Origin of the sequence: Streptomyces himalayensis subsp. himalayensis (genome assembly GCF_013778455.1) — a bacterium.
Classification (GTDB): domain Bacteria; phylum Actinomycetota; class Actinomycetes; order Streptomycetales; family Streptomycetaceae; genus Streptomyces; species Streptomyces himalayensis.
This window is the reverse complement of the sequence record NZ_JACEHE010000036.1, coordinates 49,824-65,645: the sequence shown is the minus strand read 5'-3', so window position 1 is coordinate 65,645 and position 15,822 is coordinate 49,824. Positions and strand designations below refer to the sequence as shown.

Here is a 15,822-nt window from a genome sequence, read left to right as displayed (position 1 = left end):
CCGACAGCACCGTCTCGCCCTCGGAGTACTGGCACTTCCAACCGCGTTCACCGACGAGATCGAGGAGTGCCTGCCAGTCCTCCACCGAGGCATCCGGGACACGCACGTCCGGCAGCGAACCCATCAGATCAGGATCCAAGAAGTACGCAACGTCATCCCACAACAGATCAGACACCCCGCCATGCTGCCCGGCAACCCATCCCGACGCAGCCCGATTTCCTTGACGAACCACATAGGGGCACCCCCCAGCGGCAGGACGGTGCAGGTGACCGACATGCCTGGCTGCAGGGCGCAGGACAGGCGCACGGCGCCGACGTATTGGCCGTTCGGGAGCCGCACCGTCATGAGGAGTGCGTTGTCGTTCCCGGCCGGGCTGAGGTTTTCGAGCTGGTGGTAGAGCTCGAGGGCCCGCAGGTTCTCGGGAGGCATGTCCATCAGGACTCCACCGCCTTGACCAGCTCCTCCGATGACGTTCAGACGGAGCCGATGACGAAGGGGCTCGCCCGCCCGATGACGAAGGGGCTCGCCCGCTGAATGCGCTCACCGCTATGCGTGGGGGCGCCGAGTTCGTCGCCACCACGTGGCTTCGTTCACGTTCAGCAGCAGCGTTTGTCGATGAGTTTCAACAGCAGTCGGCGATCAGCGCGCTCGCAGATGTTCACGGGAATGACGGCATGGCCGTCGGTGAGCGTTTTGCCTCTTCAGTCTGAGCTGGCCAGCCGGGCACGGTGCTGCGCTCGGGGCGCGATACGGAAGGTCAGCACGTGGTGACGCTACTGGCGGTCGTTCCTCTCCGCCTCTGGTGCGATGGCTGTGGCTGGGAAGGTGCGGCGGACCTCCGCGAAGAGGTGGGGCCAGTCGGTGTCATGGGTGACCGCCGCGGCGAGGAGGGCGTCCAGCGCTGCCTTGAGGGGGTCGGGCGCGGCAGCATCGAAGAGAGCGGCGAAGGCGGCGACTTGGGGCAAGCCGGGGGTACCGTCGTGGGAGTGGGGAATGCGTGCGTCGGAGAACGCGGCGTCCCGCAGCCGTCGTGGGTCGTCCAGCGGCGGCGAGTAGGGCTCGCCCCGGTCGAGCTCCACCAGCCCGCCCGCTACCCAGTCGATTTCGCTGAGCCCTGCTGTCGCACAAGCGCGGTGCGCTGCCCAGCGGGCGAGCGCGCGCTGTTCCTCGGGACCTGCGGTGTCGATCGCGTGCACGAGTGCGGCATCAAGGCCCACGAGGCCCTGCGGATAGCCCTGGAATCCCCGGAGCTTGCCCTGGACATCCCGCAGCCGGTCGCTGGGCAGGCGCCCACCCCACGCGCCCATCTCCCGTCGCAGCGCGGTGTGTTCTTCCTCCTCGCGCGCCTGGCGCTCGGCCTCGGCTCGCTCCTCGGGAGTGGGGCCCGGGGGCTGCTTGCGCGCGAACTCGTGCCAATAGGCGGCGGCTTGGCTGGTCTCCTTGACCACACGGTCCGGGGCCGGCGGACTCGGCCAGAATCGCAGCAGATACTCATCCACCGCGGGTTCGCCCGCCTCGCCTGCGGCGTTGGGCGCCTCGTCCATGCCCTGGCAGTGGTACCGCACCCGGTACGAGGTCTCGGAGAGGGGGAGCGGATACCAGCCGGTGTCCCACTCCACGAGCTGGACTTTGTTTGATACGGGCCGGAACGACACCTCGACGATGTCCTCCCAGAGATCGGCGTCCAGGGGCGGATCCGTCTCGTGCAGCTCAACGGTGATCGGGACGGAGCCGGTGTGCGTTCCGGTCACCAGGAAGAGATGGCCTGGCACCGCCCCGCCGCACAGCCCGGCCCGCTGCCCGGCGAAGGACGCTTCGAGGAGGTGGATGTCGTCGCTGCAGACATAGATCTGCCCGTAGGCCACGTGCACTTCGCTGCTGAAGAGAGTTCGCATAGATCAAGCGTGGCGCCCGGGTCTGACAATGAGCGGTTTCCAACAACGGCCACACCTCGGCGCTGGCGGCGCTCTACGACCCAGCCCGTGCCAGAGGCCCGAGCCGCAATGACCGTACCCGTCGGCAACACCGTTCCATCTGAGAGTCCTTGCTCACTGGTGAGGGGTGGTGCCGCCGTGTAGCGTCGCTGGCAGATGTCGTGGTTCGCAGCACCTGCCCGCGCCGGGGTGCGGGCGTTTTGCTGTGCAGTGCCCGAGGACCGGGACGACCACCTCCGGGTCCGCGCGGTGCGGATCCGTCATCGACTGAGAGGCACCGGCATGGCCAGCGGAACCGTCAAGTGGTTCAACGCCGAAAAGGGCTTCGGCTTCATCGCGCAGGATGGAGGCGGCCCCGACGTCTTCGCGCACTACTCCAACATCAACGCCAGCGGCTTCCGCGAGCTCCAGGAAGGCCAGGCCGTCACCTTCGACATCACCCAGGGCCAGAAGGGCCCGCAGGCGGAGAACATCACTCCCGCCTGACCGCCGTCAAGACCGGCACGGTGCCAAAGGCGCACTCACGCCCCAAAGCACCGTGCACCGCGGCCCATGATGAGGGATGTGCCTGCCTAGATCGGCGAGTTCGGGGCAGCGCGTCACGATGCGCTGAGGCGGAGCTGCTGGCCGGAGTTGAGGTTTTCGCGGTGGCGGGTGAGCCAGCCAGTGACTTGCTGGACGGTGGGTGCCTCGTCTTTGCTGACAGCAGAACGCTTCGCTTCGAAGAAGCCCATGCGCCGTCACCGTCACAGCACGGCCGTTCACAACCATTCAGTTGATGGCCGCTTCGAGGACGGCGGCCTCGTAGCGGACCGCGAGTTCGTATCGCGTGGTCACGGCCCCGTGCCTCTTGGGGCGGTTGATGCCGCACTCGACCGCGTGCCGAGCCTTGTAGTCCTGCGGGTCGAACTTCGGCGGCCGGCCGCCGCGCGAACCGCGGTCGGCCTTGGCCGGGATGGTGCAGTGGATCCCGCGACGCCGAAGGCAGGCGCGGTTCTTCCGGGAGGCGTACGCCCTGTCGGCGCGTACCCGATCGGGCCGGGTGCGTGGCCTGCCCGGCCCGAGACGCGGTACATGGACCTTGCTCAGGACCGGCTCGAACTGCGGGGAATCGCCCCGCTGCCCGGACGTGATCACGATGGACATGGGCTTCTGGCCCTGTTTGACTGCCAAGTGCAGCTTGGTGGTCAGGCCGCCCCGAGAGCGCCCGAGGCCGTGGTCGTCCGGCTCGACGCTTACGCAACCCGGCGGCTCCTTCTGCAGCTCCCCTTTTTCCTCGCACCGGCGGCGTGCTGGTGGGCCCGGCACACTGTGGAGTCGACGTTGATGTCCCCGGTGATCAGCTCTCTCGCCTCGGCCCGGGCCTGGAGCGCGGTGAAGATCCGATGCCAGGTGCCGTCCCGTTGCCACCGGCGGAACAGGTCGCATCGAGACGCACCCCGTCAGCAAGAAGATCCCTGCCGAGGACCGCCACCCCCTCGCGGCCTTCCCCGAGATCGCGGTGCTGGCGAACCTGACCCTCAACCCTCCGATCCACACCATCGACCCCAAAGAGCTCTACCTCGCCACGACAGCAGAGCTGAGCCGACAATTCGCCCAGATCTACACCACCTTGGGAACCCAGGACCCCCTCTACCGGCATATCTGTCAGCACCGAGCCCAGACACCCGCCTGATCACCCCTGTGACTCGTGGCGAGCCCGGTGCCATGCTTCCTCGAAGTCGTCACAGCTGATCTCCAGGGACGCATACTGCGGGTCATAGAGGTCACAGGGCGGGTTGAGCGGCCAGTCTTCCACGCTCGTCTTGACGGCACCGCCGTCCGAGCCAATTTCGACTTGCCGCAACCGCCGCCCGTCCGGCCCCAGTTCCATCAGGAAGATCTCTTCATCCCCGTCTTCCTGCCAGCGCAAGTACACACGGTCCCGCCCCGCCAAGACGCCGAAACCAGGCTGACCGCGCTGAGCATCCCGCTGAGCGCGGAAACCGGACAACGGGTTCGGATCCGGTGCGTCGAGGTGGACCTCCTCCGAGGTCCATGTCTCCGCGCGTTCGACGGCTTCCCAGTCTGTGACCACCTCGACCTCGGCGCAGACACGGACGATCTCCTCCGCAGACTCGGCCCACACCCACCACCACAGGCCCCCCATCCCATAGTCGTGAAGGACCAGATAGCGCGTCTTACGAACCTCACCCTGTTGATTCACAACCCGTGAGCCTACGTCGGGCTCGGCACGGCTCCGCCTTCCCTCCCCGGGGGCAGTCCCTCACATCCCATTCACAGGCCACCCGCGATTCTGCAGAAGCCAGCTGCACTGAGAACCGCGGGCAGAACGTTCCCACCTGGCAGTTCAGCAGCTAGGCTCAAGATCAACAGACATGCTCAATGCGACAGGACAATGCTGCCCTGTCGCGCTGAAGCTGTCAGATTCCCAGTCGTTCTCCTTCGTGGCGCTCTGAGCGGCTGTCCGCTCTCGCTCCAGTGCCTGTGGACCGATCTTGGTCAGGCCCGCAGTCTCGATGGGCGGCGTGACTGATTGTTGATCTTCTTCTCGTTCGAGGGCCGCGCAAAGCGTCGCCCGAATGAGGAGACCGTGGCTGCCCGCGAAGACGTCGGCCCGACCGGGTCCCTTCCCTCAGCTCACCCGTACGGTCAGTCGGCCGATCAGACAGTTCGTCGGCCGGCTTCCGGTCAGTCAGCGGGCAGGCCGAACCAGCGGAGGAGTACGGGTCGTGCGTCGTCGGGGGCGCCCTCGGGCCCGCGGGCATAGCGGGCGAGGAGGGCCAGATAGTCGTCATGGAACGCGTCCAGCTCAGCCTTCGTGAGGTGGATGAGGCTGCGTGAACCCCGCATCCAGCCTTCGGACTCCGCCTGTCCCGCGGTGAACTGCCGGGCGAGCTCGATGTCCTCCTCCATCCTCATCCGGTCCAGCTCGGCCGACATGGCGCGCTCGGCCTCCGTCAGCTCACCCTGCGGCGGTCTGCGGATGTCGAGGCCGCGCACCCCGCGCCACCAGCGCTCACGCCCGGTGGAGCGCTCGGGGATGTCTTCGATGAGGCCACTGCGCTCCAGCATGCGCAGGTGGTAGCTCAGCGTCCCTGTGTTCTCGCCGAGGGCGGCGGCCAGCGTGGTTGAGGTGGCCGGGCCCGCCGCGCCGAGGTGGCGCAGGATACGTAGCCGCAGGGGGTGCGACAGGGCCTTGAGTACCTCGGGGCTGTCGACGGTGCGCCGCCCTGCGGCGTCCGCTCTCCGCTCTTTCGTCATGGCGGCAGTCTATCCAGACAGCAGCGATTTCTCTGCAGACCTTCCTCTGCAGAGAAACCTCTGCAATGCTGTGACGTATGACGCCGAACCGAGCGACCTTGAATCGCACAGTCCGCCGCTTCACAAGTGCTGCTGTGGGGGCCCTACTTGCCGGACTCGCCCTGGGCGCCGCACCCGCGTATGGAGCTGAACGGGCCGCGGATCTGCCCGAGTTCGACTTCTCCGCCTGCCCGACCGCCGATGAGCTGCCCACGGGTGCGGACCCCGGGACCTGGCGCTGCGAGGTCATGCACGCCACGGGGCATCTGCGCATGGGCACCGTCGACGAGCCGCTCACCGAACCTATGAAGATCACCTTTGCAGAAGGCCGTGTGGACGGTGAATTCCGCCAGGTCTTCGGGGAGATGACCGCTGCGCCAATCCGGGCGGGAGGCACCCCGTTGACCCTGACTCCGCAGTACGGCGGCTACTCGGACTTCCTGTCCGACGACACCCGGCGCGGCGAGTTCGACATCAAGTTCGCCATAGGCTCGGCGCACGGGCTGCTGGCCCTGCCGTCGTCGGGCTGCTCGGTGGGCAGCGATGAGGACGCGGTCCACCTAGTGCTCAAGGACACCGATCCCACCAGGGTGATATCCAAGGACCCCCTGGTCGCCGCCTTCGGTGCCCAGGACGCGGAGTTCGCCGCCCCGGGCACTAGTGGCTGCGGCCCCCTTAGCCGCGCGCTCGATCGGGCCCTGGGCCTGCCGTCCACGTCGGGAGCGAACGCCTTCGACATGGATGTCATGGTAGCCATCCGGTCCTACGCATAGACCGGTTCGGTTAAGAAGTCATCTCAATTGGTGAGTGCGCCTCCGCACGTGAGAGTCAGGCTGTCCGGCCCAGGCGCCGCGGCTTGACCGTGATGTGAGACTTGCAGCATGGACATGGGGCGTGAGTCGCGGTGGGAAAAGGACGCAATGACGGTGGAGATCGTTTTCGCCCTGGTGACTGCCGTCGCGCTGGCTGCGGCGGTCTTCGCCGTCGCTTTGACTCTCGCACTAGCCTTTGGCATCTCTGGTTCAGCAAAGAAGGGCGTGTTGGTGGGGGGTGCACTGCTCGGAGCGACGGCCGGAATGTGGCGTCTGGTACGGGTGCTGCGTCGGTTCGACGAGCAGCGCCGAATGGGCCGCTGACTGCGGGCCCTCTCCTTGAGGTCGGTAGCCTGCCGACGTGGGGATCGTTGAGCGGCTGGTGCCGGATGAGTTGTGGCAGTTGTTCCAGCGGGTGGTGCCGGAGGCTCCGTCACGGCCTCAGGGTGGTGGCCGGCGCCGCCACGGTGACCGGGAGGTGCTGGCGGCTATCGTGTTCGTGGCGACGTCGGGCTGTACGTGGCAGCAGCTGCCTGCCGCGTCGTTCGGGCCGTCCGGCGCGACGGCTCACCGCCGCTTCACCGAGTGGACGAAGGCCAGGGTGTGGGCGAAGCTCCACCGCCTGGTCCTCGACGAGCTCGGCTCCCGCGGCGACCTGGACTGGTCTCGATGTGCGATCGACTCGGTGAACGTGCGGGCCCTGAAAAGGGGGACCTGACAGGTCCGAATCCTGTGGACCGGGGCAAGTACGGCTCAAAGATCCACTTGATCACCGAGCGGACCGGTCTGCCCCTGTCCGTGGGCGTCTCGGGTGCCAACGTCCATGACAGCCAGGCTCTGATCCCGCTTGTGAAGGGCATCCCGCCGGTCCGTTCCCGCCGGTCCGTTCCCGCCGGGGCCCTCGGCGTCGCAAGCCCGGCAAGCTCCATGCCGACAAGGGCTACGACTATGCCCACCTGCGGCGATGGTTAAGCAGCCGAGGCATCCGGCACCGCATCGCCCGCAGGGGAGTTGAGACCTCGCAGCGATTGGGACGTCACCGTTGGACCATCGAACGCACCATGTCCTGGCTCGCTGGCTGCCGCCGTCTCCACCGTCGCTACGAGCGCAAGGCCGAGCACTTTCTCGCCTTCACGAGTATTGCCTGCACGCTCATCTGTTACCGGCGGCTCGCCCGCTGATGTGCGCCCACAGCAGCTTTGCCGCCAGGTCGTGGCCGTAATGATTGGCTATGTCCATGGGGATGCGACCGTCTGGATCTGCCAGCTCCGGATCAGCCCCGAAGGCCAGTAGCACAGCAGTGGTATGCACGGTCAACGGTTGGCCGCTCTGCAGGGAGCCGTCGCCCTCGACGTCGATCGCGTGGGTCAGCAGCGTCATGTTGCTGAAGACCTCATTGGGATCGGAACCGTGAGCTAGCAACCGGGCCAGGGCCTCGGCGTCCTCGTGCTCGACCGCGTGATGAGCGGGTGTCCAGTAGTCACTCACCAAGGCATTCAACCGCCATCGCAGCACGTCTGCCAGTAACTATCTACGCCATCAGCCACCAATTGAGATGACGTCTAAGTGATCACGTGCTCACTGCCGTGGCGGCCTGTTCATCGTGTTCGCGCAGCATCCGCATGACGGTGGCGGGTGAGGGGTGCTGGCCCTTTTTCGTGCCTGTGGTGATGACGAGCCGCTTGGCGATGTCGCGCAGGCTCATCTCCTGATCGCGTGGGTGGAGGGCCATGGAGAGCATGGCGTCGTCGGTGACGTCCGCGCCGCCGATGGTCTTGCCGCGCTTGCGGGCGGACTCGTGGCCTTCGAGGGTGCGGTCGCGGATGTACTCGCGTTCCATGCCGGACATGCAGTCGTTTGCAACGACCCATGAAACGTGATCGCCGCAGGTGGGCCGTCGGACGGCCGCGTGTTTCACAGGCGACCACCTATGCAACGCCGCCCCGGGGCGGATGTGGAAACCTTCTATCGTCAGAGCCGTTGAGTGTCCGCGCTGGTGCCAAGGTGGTCGAGTCGCGGCGAAAGGAGCGCATCGGTCGCCTGGCCGCACTGGCCGAACAGCTCGACCCGCACCACCGGCAGGCACTCGCCGCATCGCTGCCCGCACTCCTCGAAATGGCCCGGCTCGCCGCCCAACCACCCAACAGGCCGACGACACCGCTTCCTCTACCCAGTAAGGGAATCACGCCATGACCACCCCTCACGCCTTCCCCCTGGAGCCCACCCCGATCCACGTGTCCGAGAAGGTCCTCGATGACCTGCGCGCCCGTCTCACATTGACCCGTCCGCCGCTGGACGAAGGGAGTGGGGACTGGTCCTACGGCGTCCCGGACTGCTATCTCCGTGAGCTGGTCGCCTACTGGCGGGACGGCTACGACTGGCGCACGGCCGAGGCCGCCATCAACGTCTACGAGCACTACCAGGTGAGCGTCGCCGGTGTCCCAGTGCACTTCATGCGCAAGCCTGGTCGCGGCCCTCGCCCGATCCCGTTGATCCTCACCCACGGCTGGCCGTGGACGTTCTGGCACTGGTCGAAGGTGATCGACCCGCTCGCCGACCCGGCCGCGTTCGGCGGTGACCCCGCCGACGCGTTCGACGTCATCGTGCCGTCCCTGCCCGGCTTCGGTTTCCCCGGCCCGCTCACCGGCTTTTCGGACGTCAACTTCTGGAAGGTCTCCGACCTCTGGCACACCCTGATGAGCGAGACCCTGGGATACGAGAAGTACGCCGCCGGGGGCTGCGACATCGGCGGGATCGTCTCCAGCCAGCTCGGCCACAAGTACGCCGACGAGCTCTACGGCATCCACATCGGCTCCGGGCTGCCGCTCGACTTCTTCACCGGCCCCCGCGCCTGGGACTTCGCCCGGAATCGGCCCCTCACCGACGACCAGCCCGCGGACGTCCGCGCCCGCATCATCGAGCTGGACCACCGCTGGGCGTCCCACCTTGCCGTGCACATGCTCGACGGCGCCACCCTGGCCCACGGGCTGAGCGACTCACCCGCCGGACTGCTCGCCTGGCTGCTGGAGCGCTGGAACGCCTGGAGCGACAACGGCGGTGACGTGGAGTCCGTCTTCACCAAGGACGACCTGCTCACCCACGCCACCATCTACTGGGTGAACAACTCCATCGCCACGTCGATGCGTTACTACGCCAACGCCAACCGCTACCCCTGGGCTCCCGCCCACGACCGCACCCCGGTCGTGCAGGCCCCGGTCGGCCTCACCTTCGTCACGTACGAGAACCCGCCCGGCATCCACACCGCCAACGAGCGCGTCCAGGCGTTCAAGACCGGCCCGCAGGCGGATTGGTTCAACCACGTCAACGTCAACGCCCACGACCACGGCGGCCACTTCATCCCCTGGGAGAACCCCGACGCTTGGGTGAGCGACCTGCGCCGCACCTTCCACGGCCGCAGGCCCTGAACGACCCTGCGGGCTCGTCCGGCAACGGGCCAGGCGAACGTTGCCGGTCGCTCACGGCCTGAGCATCTTCCCGGGACGCCATCAGCCATGCCCGTGAACAGGCGCAAGATCTCATTGCCGCCGCCGGGACGCTGCAGACAAGGGCGCAGACCCCATCCAGGCACATCTGGCGGGCAAGCCACCTCCCTGCGCCTGCCGAAGATCCTCGACACCCTGGAGGCGCTGCCGCAGGACCGTCCCGTCGAGGTCAACCTCTCCGGGGTCCACTCTCCGGGGGCCACCATCTGGACCACGCTGTCCGCACCGCCCTGGAGAACTGGGCCGCACAGCACAGCGACACGGGCACCGAGCCGGTGAAGGTCACGGCGCACGCCGAGCCCGCCAAGGTCACATCGGGCGCCTGACGCCGCTCGATGCCTCGACGGCCGGGCGGTACGCGAACCACGGCGCGTACCGCCCGGCCTTGCCGACCTGCTGCCCCCGGTCCCGGTGCCTGACTTGGTGAGTCGGCAGTCCTCGCCGTAGGCGGCCACTGCGGCGTACACCGCGTCGAGGGCTGCCCTCAGCGGATCAGCCTCGGCGGCACCGAACAGTGCCGGGACTGCCATGTGCGGCTGCGACACCCGCTCGGGACGGTCCGGCGAGCCGATGCCGCTCACCACGGCGTACTCCGCGGCTCTTGCGGGCGTCGGTGCCACAGTCCCGAGCCGTCTCAGCGACACCGACTCTTCGATGTCGTAGGTCGTCAGGGCTGGTGCTCGTTTACTGGAAGGCGGGTCCCGGCGGGTTGGGTTCGGGGAGTGTGGGCTGGCGACGAAAGACCCCGCCTATACGATGGACCGATGGCCTCGATCAAGCAGTTCCAAGTCACCTTCGACTGCGCAGAACCTGAGCGCGTCGCTCGTTTCTGGTGCGAGGTGTTGGGGTACGTCGTACCGCCGCCACCGGAGGGGTTTGCTACTTGGGACGATTTCGATGGCGCACTGCCGCCTGAGCGTCAGGGTTCCGCGTTTGCATGCGTGGATCCCTCGGGTGTGGGGCCGCGACTGTTCTTCCAGCGCGTTCCCGAAGGCAAGGTCGTCAAGAATCGGCTGCATCTTGACGTGCGGGTCGGCACCGGGCTCGTGGGTGCAGAGCGCCTGGCCGCACTTGAGGCCGAGTGCGCACGACTGGTCGCCCTCGGCGCGGTACGCGTGCGACTACTGGTTGCCGATGGAGTCAACGAGTCGTGCCTCGTGATGCAGGACATCGAGGGCAACGAGTTCTGTCTCGACTGAGTGGCCGCGAACGTGGCCCCTTCGCGAGTCGACTGGTGCAGTTCGCCATCACGAGGGTCGCCGTCCCGCGGCGCGCCAACGGTCCTGATCCACAACCACCCTTCGGTGTCCACGAGCAGGGACCGGTACGGGGTGGGCGCCGACCGCGTCAACGACATCAACGACGATCAGCTGAGGGTGATCCGGACACTGCTGGGCACCCTGCTGCTGATCCGCCGGCCCGCCGACGCCCGGCGCGGCCTGTGGCAGTCCGAGGAGATCCGGCCCGCCGCAGCCGCCCGCAAGCGTCTGCGCCGGGCCCGGTGCCGAGCACCCCGACGCCCGGTCCGCTGCATCACCCTCCGCCAGTCCATCCGGCCCCGCCCCCGACGACGACGGTGGGGCCCCGGGACACCGCTGGCCGCGTCTACCGCCACCGGCTCTGGGTCGGCTCGTGGAGACCTGAGGGGCGACCAGTGGGCCACGGCTGGAGCCGCTGTTGCCTCCGATGCCCGGATGGGCCCGCCCTGGCTACAGTGGCCCGATGCGTGAAACGCCCGAAGAACTCAACGAGCTCCAGGCCCTGCTCGACGCCTCCCTGTCCCGCTCCACCAACCACCTCCGCTCGATCATCACCGAGCGCACCCTGACCGCAGAGCAGCTCACCCAGATCCTGACCGGCATGTGCACGCTTGCCCTGTCCACCGTGACGGCGAAGGGCGAGCCGCGGATCAGCGGCGTGGACGGGCATTTCTTGCATGGCAAGTGGTATTTCGGCACGGCGCGCAGCGCCGCCAAGGCCCGCCACCTCGCCGCCCGCCCCGCCGCCAGCGTCGCGCACATGCGCGACGAGGACTTGGGCGTGTTCACGCACGGCACGGTGGAGACCCTCAACCCCGAGGACGGGGAGCCGGCTGCGGACTGGCCAGACCTGCTCGCGTACTTCACGGACTTCTACGGCGACGACGCCTTCGACTGGGACAACGACGTGGTCTTCTACCGGCTGCGCCCGCACTGGATGACCGTCTACGCCCCCGATATCGCGAAGCTCACCGCCGAGTGACGGCAGGCTCGTGAGACAGGCCCTGGGCCTGTTGCATGAGCGATCACAGCCACCCAGATCCGGCTACCCCAACAACTCAGAATCCGAGGTGTTCGCGGCGCGGGAGCCATCCCGTAACCGCGAACCCCTCGGATTCTGCATCTGCGCTAGAAGGCCGCAGTTCGGTCTTCGCTGCGCGGGTCGGTCACCTGGTGCTCGGCGTAGACGCCCGCGCGCGATTCACGACGCCAGGGACGCGCGTAGGTCACTGATTCGGCGGCGGCCTCGGAACTGTCGTCAAGGTTCACGACGGCTACGGATGGCGAGCCGTCCGTGGGGCACCGCTCAAGCCAGCCGCCATTGGGCGCGATGACTCCGGGCGGTGCGGTGGCGCTGTGCTGTGTGGGCACCGAGAAGCTGACCCAGTAGCTGTTGACCGCGGCGTGGCCTTGGGCTTGCGCGGCGACGGGGGAGACGCCGGTCGTGGAGAACAGGACGCAGTCGACATCCAGCTTCTCGTATTCGGCGAACAACTCCGGGTAGTGGATCTCCATGCCGAGCAGGCAGCCGAAGCGCACACCGTCGACGTCGAAGGTCACGGGTGAGATGCCCGGCGAGTACATGTACGAGACCTTCGTCTTCGACAGCAGGCGCTCGTCGTAACGCGTGACGACCTCGCCGCGGTCGGAAATGACGTAGAGGCTGTTGTGCGGACGGTTCGGCTCAGTCAAGCGGTGCACCGAGGCGATCGGGCTGCAACAACGACCTGAGACGCTGGTTCCTTTGCCTCCGAGGGGAGACCGTGCTGGGGACGGTCGCGGGAGGTTCGGCGTAGGCCACGCAGTCGGTCATCATGCCGTCGCCCGCTGGCTCCGTCAACATCCTTCAACCTGTCCAGCGCAGTGTCGAATGGCCCAGCCGCTGGAGAGAGAGACACCTCAGTGCAACACGCTGAACTTGACAGAGAGATAGTCAAAGGTCCTCTCATGAGACCTATCTGACTCCATGTCAGCTTACTTCGCATCTCGAGGGAAGCTCACTCCGGCGCCGCAGGGCGGACCGAAAACTGCCAGATCGGCGTGTTCCTCGCCTAGGCCACCGACCGTGGACGCACGCTGAGCGACCGCCGCCTGTATCTGCCCATGTCGTGGACGGATGACCGCGATCGGTGCCGCCGGGCCGGCATCGACGACTCCGTCGGCTTGAGACGAAGGTCGCCATGGCCAAGGCCGTGGTTCGCCGGGCGCGCCTGTGGATACTGATCAAGACCGAGTGCGTCCGCGGCCGCGTCTTCGCCACCCGCGCCGAGGCGAATTTTGCACTCTTCGAGTACATCGACGGCTGATCAGCGCCTCCTGCACAACGGGGGAACCTCAGCTTGCTGGCCCGTGTCACTGCCTGGCTGTGGGGAAGGGAGACATAGACAAGTGTGACGGCGTTGTGATCACCGCTGATGACCGTGCCGATGTCTACGCCCGCGGCCACCGAGTCCTTGCTCGCCTGCACTTGGCCGCTCGGGGTCGGAGGTATGCCACCACCGCCGTCCTGCGCGCCATGGTCCCGGCGGCCCCGCATAGGGGCAGGCGTCCGAAACCCGCGAGCGCCCACACCGAGATTGCCAAGCCCACGAGCCCGGCGATCGCCCCCATCACGCTGCCAAGCCGGTCTGCCGCTGCCAGATCCATGAAGATGGCGACCGCCACCAAACAAACGGCCGCCGTCCGCACGCGGCCGCGCACGCGACGAGCGCGTATCTCCTCCATCCATGCAATAGAAAGGATTTGAGCGAGGCGGCGCCGCGCTGTTACTTTCGTGGTGGACCGTGAATTCGTCGTATGGAGGTGAGCCCCGTGAACACAGTTACCCATGGGTGCTCCCTCAACCCGTCACGGTCCGGCGGCTGACGTTCGGTGTCGCCAGGAGCGCCGAGATCGAGGCACTCCTGGGAGGAGACTCCGATGAACACGAGGCCTTTCACATCTGGCCTGAGCGAGAACGCGGTGATGATCACGCGCGTCGCGGACAGGCAATGGCATGCTCTGGATGACGACCTGGTGGTCGGCCGCGGGCATGCGGAGCACCGGCCCGACGGACGCTTGTTCGTCAGCATCGACGCCTGGCACGACGCCACCTTCGACCGGCTCGCCGAGGCGATGCTGGCACAACTGCCGGCGCCGCTGTACACGGTGGTCGACGAAGCCGACGTCGAGCTGACGGCCGGCTGGCGGCGGGCCGGTTTCGCGATCCGGCGCCGCGAGTGGGAGTACGCCGTGCCGACCGACCCGCGGATCACAGGGCTCGAAGCAGTCCTGCCGCCTTCGGGCGTGACGATCGTGCCCGCCGGTCAGGCGGACGAGAGCCTGCTGCGGGCGGTGGACCGCGCGATCCGTGACGAAGTCGAGGCGACCGTCGGGTGGCAGTCGATGCCCGCGGAGGTAATTACCCGCCCCGAAGGCGACACCATCGTCGACCCGTCGAAGTACGCGGTGGCCGCGGCGCCGGACCGCTACCTGGGTCTGATCCGGGTGGTGACGGTGAACCGGCCGCGCATCGGGCTGGTCGCGGTCCGGGCCGGCGAGCAGCGCCGCGGCATCGCGCGGGCGCTGCTGGCCCACGCGCTGGGGACGCTGCACCGCTCCGGGTTCGCCGCGGCCTGGACCGAAGTCCACGAGTCCAACCAGGCAGCCTCGGCGCTGTTCGAGGGCATCGGCGCCCGGCCGATGAGCAGCAACCGGGAGCTGGTGCGATGACGAAGAACAAGAACGTCATCGAAGTCGAGGGCAAGGTCGTCGAGTGCCTGCGCAGCGCCATGTTCACCGTGGAACTCGAGAACGGCCACCAGGTGCTCGCGCACATCAGCGGGAAGATCCGCAAGAACTACATCAAGATCATGCTGGAAGACCGGGTGCTGGTGGAGCTCCCGCCGTACGACCTGACGCGCGGCCGGATCGTGTTCCGGTACCGGAACTAGCGGCGGTCGGCACCTTCCGCGGTAGCTGATCCTGGGGCCCCGGTCACGGCGTTTCCGTGACCGGGCGCCCCGATGATGCCTCGCACGGCCGCGGCGGCCACCGCTCCAGCCGCCGCCAGCAGGTCTGGCCCGAGCCGAACCCCAGCGCCAGGGGCAGCAGTTGCCAGGCGATGTCGTTGTGCAGCACGTACAGGATGCCCTGCAGGCACAGCCGGTCCGGCACCGACCGCGGGCCAGGAGCCTTCTCGGGCCAGGGCGGCAGCAGCGGCGCAATCAGCGCGCCCACAGGTCATCGTCCACCATCCACGGCCGGGTAGTCACACCATCCCGAACGGTCGAATCGTCACACCGGACACGGCCGAACAGGGCCGTTCAACAAGATCGTGTTACGAGCTCATAGGACTATCAAACCGCCGTTTGAGGGTCGATGTCCGCGAATTGCTTCCTCCCAACGGACCCTGCTGCACAGGGGGTTAGAGGGCAGGCCGGGTTGGCCGGGTGCCGGGCCAGGGGTCGGCCCTGCTCGAAACCCCTCGCCCCCGCCTTGGTAGAAGGATTTGCTGAACGTGGGTGTGCTCGATTTGGCAATGACCGTCTTGTCCAGGTCAAAGAAGGCTGCTGTGCGAGGCAAGGAGTGGTTTTCCGTGAGCTTGAGCATAGGGGCCCACCATTCGGCGTAAGGTGTGGCGCGTGGGTTTGCCTGAGAGGGCTCTCGGGTACGCCATGGAAGTCACGGATCGTTCGCGACCATGCTAACCAACTTCCGAATTCCGGAGGCCGGCATGGCATCGCGACGCGGAGAGCTCCGATCCTCCCCACCTTTCCTGGAACTGCACTGGCATGGAGTGCACTTGGTTGTCGAGCGAGTTCCGTACCGACTCCTGACCATCATGTGCAGCGCCGCCAGCGCGCTGGGCGGAGCCGTCTGGTTCAGCGTACGGTGACACGCGGAACAAGGCGCTGGCCCCCTCATACGACTCTGTCCCGCAGGGCTCCACCGATTCGGCGGCCTCGGAAGGGGTGAGGAAGTCAGGGAAGTACGTGGTGCGCGGCACCAGCGGTAATTGTCGTCGCAGCAC

20 protein-coding genes and 5 pseudogenes are annotated in these 15,822 nt (G+C 67.3%); 14 read left to right on the top strand and 11 right to left on the bottom strand.

Annotation, left to right across the window (positions count from 1 at the left end; all coding sequences use genetic code 11):
* Positions 1–123: 123 nt before the first annotated feature.
* A complete protein-coding gene (locus H1D24_RS35920; RefSeq protein WP_181661918.1) occupies positions 124–435 on the bottom strand; it encodes a hypothetical protein in 312 nt (103 codons plus the stop codon).
* A gap of 338 nt (positions 436–773) precedes the next feature.
* Positions 774–1,895: a hypothetical protein gene (locus H1D24_RS35915; protein ID WP_181661909.1), complete on the bottom strand. Its 1,122-nt coding sequence runs from the start codon at positions 1,893–1,895 to the stop codon at positions 774–776.
* A 321-nt stretch (positions 1,896–2,216) separates the two neighbouring features.
* On the opposite strand from H1D24_RS35915, the gene H1D24_RS35910 reads away from it, so the two are divergent.
* Positions 2,217–2,420 carry a cold-shock protein gene (locus tag H1D24_RS35910; RefSeq protein WP_037751662.1) on the top strand — a complete coding sequence of 68 codons (204 nt, stop codon included), beginning with the start codon at positions 2,217–2,219 and terminating at the stop codon, positions 2,418–2,420.
* A gap of 113 nt (positions 2,421–2,533) precedes the next feature.
* Here H1D24_RS35910 and H1D24_RS43135 read toward each other — a convergent pair whose 3' ends face one another.
* From H1D24_RS43135 to H1D24_RS35895, 4 genes are all read right to left on the bottom strand, one after another.
* Positions 2,534–2,668 (bottom strand): hypothetical protein, encoded by a 135-nt coding sequence (locus H1D24_RS43135; protein WP_258564588.1) that lies wholly within the window; start codon positions 2,666–2,668, stop codon positions 2,534–2,536.
* A 37-nt stretch (positions 2,669–2,705) separates the two neighbouring features.
* Complete coding sequence (locus H1D24_RS43130) at positions 2,706–3,107, bottom strand: transposase (protein ID WP_258564587.1); 402 nt, start codon at positions 3,105–3,107, stop codon at positions 2,706–2,708.
* 502 nt (positions 3,108–3,609) lie between these two features.
* A complete protein-coding gene (locus tag H1D24_RS35900; RefSeq protein WP_309484573.1) occupies positions 3,610–4,140 on the bottom strand; it encodes a hypothetical protein in 531 nt (176 codons plus the stop codon).
* Positions 4,141–4,625: 485 nt separating this feature from the next.
* A complete protein-coding gene (locus tag H1D24_RS35895) occupies positions 4,626–5,198 on the bottom strand; it encodes an ArsR/SmtB family transcription factor (protein WP_181661908.1) in 573 nt (190 codons plus the stop codon).
* Positions 5,199–5,332: 134 nt separating this feature from the next.
* On the opposite strand from H1D24_RS35895, the gene H1D24_RS35890 reads away from it, so the two are divergent.
* From H1D24_RS35890 to H1D24_RS35880, 3 genes and pseudogenes are all read left to right on the top strand, one after another.
* Positions 5,333–6,010: a hypothetical protein gene (locus H1D24_RS35890; RefSeq protein ID WP_181661907.1), complete on the top strand. Its 678-nt coding sequence runs from the start codon at positions 5,333–5,335 to the stop codon at positions 6,008–6,010.
* Positions 6,011–6,118: 108 nt separating this feature from the next.
* Positions 6,119–6,373, top strand: a complete 255-nt coding sequence (locus H1D24_RS35885; protein WP_181661906.1) for a DUF6332 family protein — start codon at positions 6,119–6,121, stop codon at positions 6,371–6,373.
* A gap of 43 nt (positions 6,374–6,416) precedes the next feature.
* Positions 6,417–7,230 (top strand): annotated as a pseudogene (locus H1D24_RS35880) (IS5 family transposase).
* On the opposite strand, the gene H1D24_RS35875 reads toward H1D24_RS35880, so the two are convergent.
* Both H1D24_RS35875 and H1D24_RS35870 read right to left on the bottom strand, forming a co-directional pair.
* Positions 7,202–7,537 carry an ankyrin repeat domain-containing protein gene (locus tag H1D24_RS35875; protein ID WP_181661905.1) on the bottom strand — a complete coding sequence of 112 codons (336 nt, stop codon included), beginning with the start codon at positions 7,535–7,537 and terminating at the stop codon, positions 7,202–7,204. The pseudogene H1D24_RS35880 and the gene H1D24_RS35875 overlap by 29 nt on opposite strands.
* 82 nt (positions 7,538–7,619) lie before the next feature.
* Complete coding sequence (locus tag H1D24_RS35870; protein ID WP_258564586.1) at positions 7,620–7,898, bottom strand: hypothetical protein; 279 nt, start codon at positions 7,896–7,898, stop codon at positions 7,620–7,622.
* A gap of 131 nt (positions 7,899–8,029) precedes the next feature.
* Here H1D24_RS35870 and H1D24_RS35865 point away from each other — a divergent pair, with 131 nt between their 5' ends.
* From H1D24_RS35865 to H1D24_RS35845, 6 genes and pseudogenes are all read left to right on the top strand, one after another.
* Complete coding sequence (locus tag H1D24_RS35865; protein ID WP_181661904.1) at positions 8,030–8,242, top strand: hypothetical protein; 213 nt, start codon at positions 8,030–8,032, stop codon at positions 8,240–8,242.
* Positions 8,239–9,474, top strand: coding sequence for an epoxide hydrolase family protein (locus H1D24_RS35860; RefSeq protein ID WP_181661903.1), 1,236 nt, complete (start codon positions 8,239–8,241; stop codon positions 9,472–9,474). The genes H1D24_RS35865 and H1D24_RS35860 overlap by 4 nt, the downstream gene beginning before the upstream one ends.
* 127 nt (positions 9,475–9,601) lie before the next feature.
* A pseudogene (locus tag H1D24_RS43125) lies at positions 9,602–9,878 on the top strand (SulP family inorganic anion transporter); the annotation flags it as partial.
* Between the two features lie 438 nt (positions 9,879–10,316).
* Positions 10,317–10,751: a VOC family protein gene (locus H1D24_RS35855; protein WP_181661902.1), complete on the top strand. Its 435-nt coding sequence runs from the start codon at positions 10,317–10,319 to the stop codon at positions 10,749–10,751.
* Between the two features lie 105 nt (positions 10,752–10,856).
* Entirely contained in the window at positions 10,857–11,282 is a 426-nt protein-coding gene (locus H1D24_RS35850) for a hypothetical protein (RefSeq protein WP_181661901.1), read from the top strand.
* Positions 11,275–11,793 (top strand): pyridoxamine 5'-phosphate oxidase family protein, encoded by a 519-nt coding sequence (locus tag H1D24_RS35845; RefSeq protein WP_181661900.1) that lies wholly within the window; start codon positions 11,275–11,277, stop codon positions 11,791–11,793. Before H1D24_RS35850 ends, H1D24_RS35845 begins: the two co-directional genes overlap by 8 nt.
* Positions 11,794–11,939: 146 nt before the next feature.
* Here the strand turns inward: H1D24_RS35845 and H1D24_RS35840 are convergent, their stop codons facing one another.
* Entirely contained in the window at positions 11,940–12,503 is a 564-nt protein-coding gene (locus H1D24_RS35840; RefSeq protein WP_258564585.1) for a carbon-nitrogen hydrolase family protein, read from the bottom strand.
* Positions 12,504–12,809: 306 nt separating this feature from the next.
* Between H1D24_RS35840 and H1D24_RS35835 the strand changes: the two are divergent.
* The 4 genes and pseudogenes from H1D24_RS35835 to infA form a co-directional block, all read left to right on the top strand.
* Positions 12,810–13,018: pseudogene (locus H1D24_RS35835) on the top strand (transposase); the annotation flags it as partial.
* Positions 12,992–13,117: an IS3 family transposase gene (locus H1D24_RS35830; RefSeq protein ID WP_181661915.1), complete on the top strand. Its 126-nt coding sequence runs from the start codon at positions 12,992–12,994 to the stop codon at positions 13,115–13,117. The pseudogene H1D24_RS35835 and the gene H1D24_RS35830, both read left to right, overlap by 27 nt.
* 613 nt (positions 13,118–13,730) lie before the next feature.
* Positions 13,731–14,522 (top strand): GNAT family N-acetyltransferase, encoded by a 792-nt coding sequence (locus H1D24_RS35825; RefSeq protein ID WP_181661899.1) that lies wholly within the window; start codon positions 13,731–13,733, stop codon positions 14,520–14,522.
* The gene (gene infA, locus H1D24_RS35820; RefSeq protein ID WP_010981942.1) at positions 14,519–14,743 is read left to right on the top strand and encodes a translation initiation factor IF-1; all 225 of its coding nucleotides are present in this window, start codon (positions 14,519–14,521) and stop codon (positions 14,741–14,743) included. The genes H1D24_RS35825 and infA overlap by 4 nt, the downstream gene beginning before the upstream one ends.
* 97 nt (positions 14,744–14,840) lie before the next feature.
* Here infA and H1D24_RS35815 read toward each other — a convergent pair.
* Positions 14,841–15,046 (bottom strand): annotated as a pseudogene (locus H1D24_RS35815) (transposase); the annotation flags it as partial.
* Between the two features lie 235 nt (positions 15,047–15,281).
* Positions 15,282–15,401: pseudogene (locus H1D24_RS43120) on the bottom strand (HAD-IB family hydrolase); the annotation flags it as partial.
* Positions 15,402–15,822 lie beyond the last annotated feature (421 nt).

Bases quoted from the DNA above. Each gene is read 5' to 3' on its own strand.
- H1D24_RS35920 (WP_181661918.1), bottom strand. From the start codon at position 435: ATGGACATGCCTCCCGAGAACCTGCGGGCCCTCGAGCTCTACCACCAG.
- H1D24_RS35915 (WP_181661909.1), bottom strand. From the start codon at position 1,895: ATGCGAACTCTCTTCAGCAGCGAAGTGCACGTGGCCTACGGGCAGATC.
- H1D24_RS35910 (WP_037751662.1), top strand. From the start codon at position 2,217: ATGGCCAGCGGAACCGTCAAGTGGTTCAACGCCGAAAAGGGCTTCGGC.
- H1D24_RS43135 (WP_258564588.1), bottom strand. From the start codon at position 2,668: ATGGGCTTCTTCGAAGCGAAGCGTTCTGCTGTCAGCAAAGACGAGGCA.
- H1D24_RS35895 (WP_181661908.1), bottom strand. From the start codon at position 5,198: ATGACGAAAGAGCGGAGAGCGGACGCCGCAGGGCGGCGCACCGTCGAC.
- H1D24_RS35885 (WP_181661906.1), top strand. From the start codon at position 6,119: ATGGACATGGGGCGTGAGTCGCGGTGGGAAAAGGACGCAATGACGGTG.
- H1D24_RS35870 (WP_258564586.1), bottom strand. From the start codon at position 7,898: ATGTCCGGCATGGAACGCGAGTACATCCGCGACCGCACCCTCGAAGGC.
- H1D24_RS35860 (WP_181661903.1), top strand. From the start codon at position 8,239: ATGACCACCCCTCACGCCTTCCCCCTGGAGCCCACCCCGATCCACGTG.
- H1D24_RS35855 (WP_181661902.1), top strand. From the start codon at position 10,317: ATGGCCTCGATCAAGCAGTTCCAAGTCACCTTCGACTGCGCAGAACCT.
- H1D24_RS35845 (WP_181661900.1), top strand. From the start codon at position 11,275: ATGCGTGAAACGCCCGAAGAACTCAACGAGCTCCAGGCCCTGCTCGAC.
- H1D24_RS35830 (WP_181661915.1), top strand. From the start codon at position 12,992: ATGGCCAAGGCCGTGGTTCGCCGGGCGCGCCTGTGGATACTGATCAAG.
- H1D24_RS35825 (WP_181661899.1), top strand. From the start codon at position 13,731: ATGAACACGAGGCCTTTCACATCTGGCCTGAGCGAGAACGCGGTGATG.
- infA (WP_010981942.1), top strand. From the start codon at position 14,519: ATGACGAAGAACAAGAACGTCATCGAAGTCGAGGGCAAGGTCGTCGAG.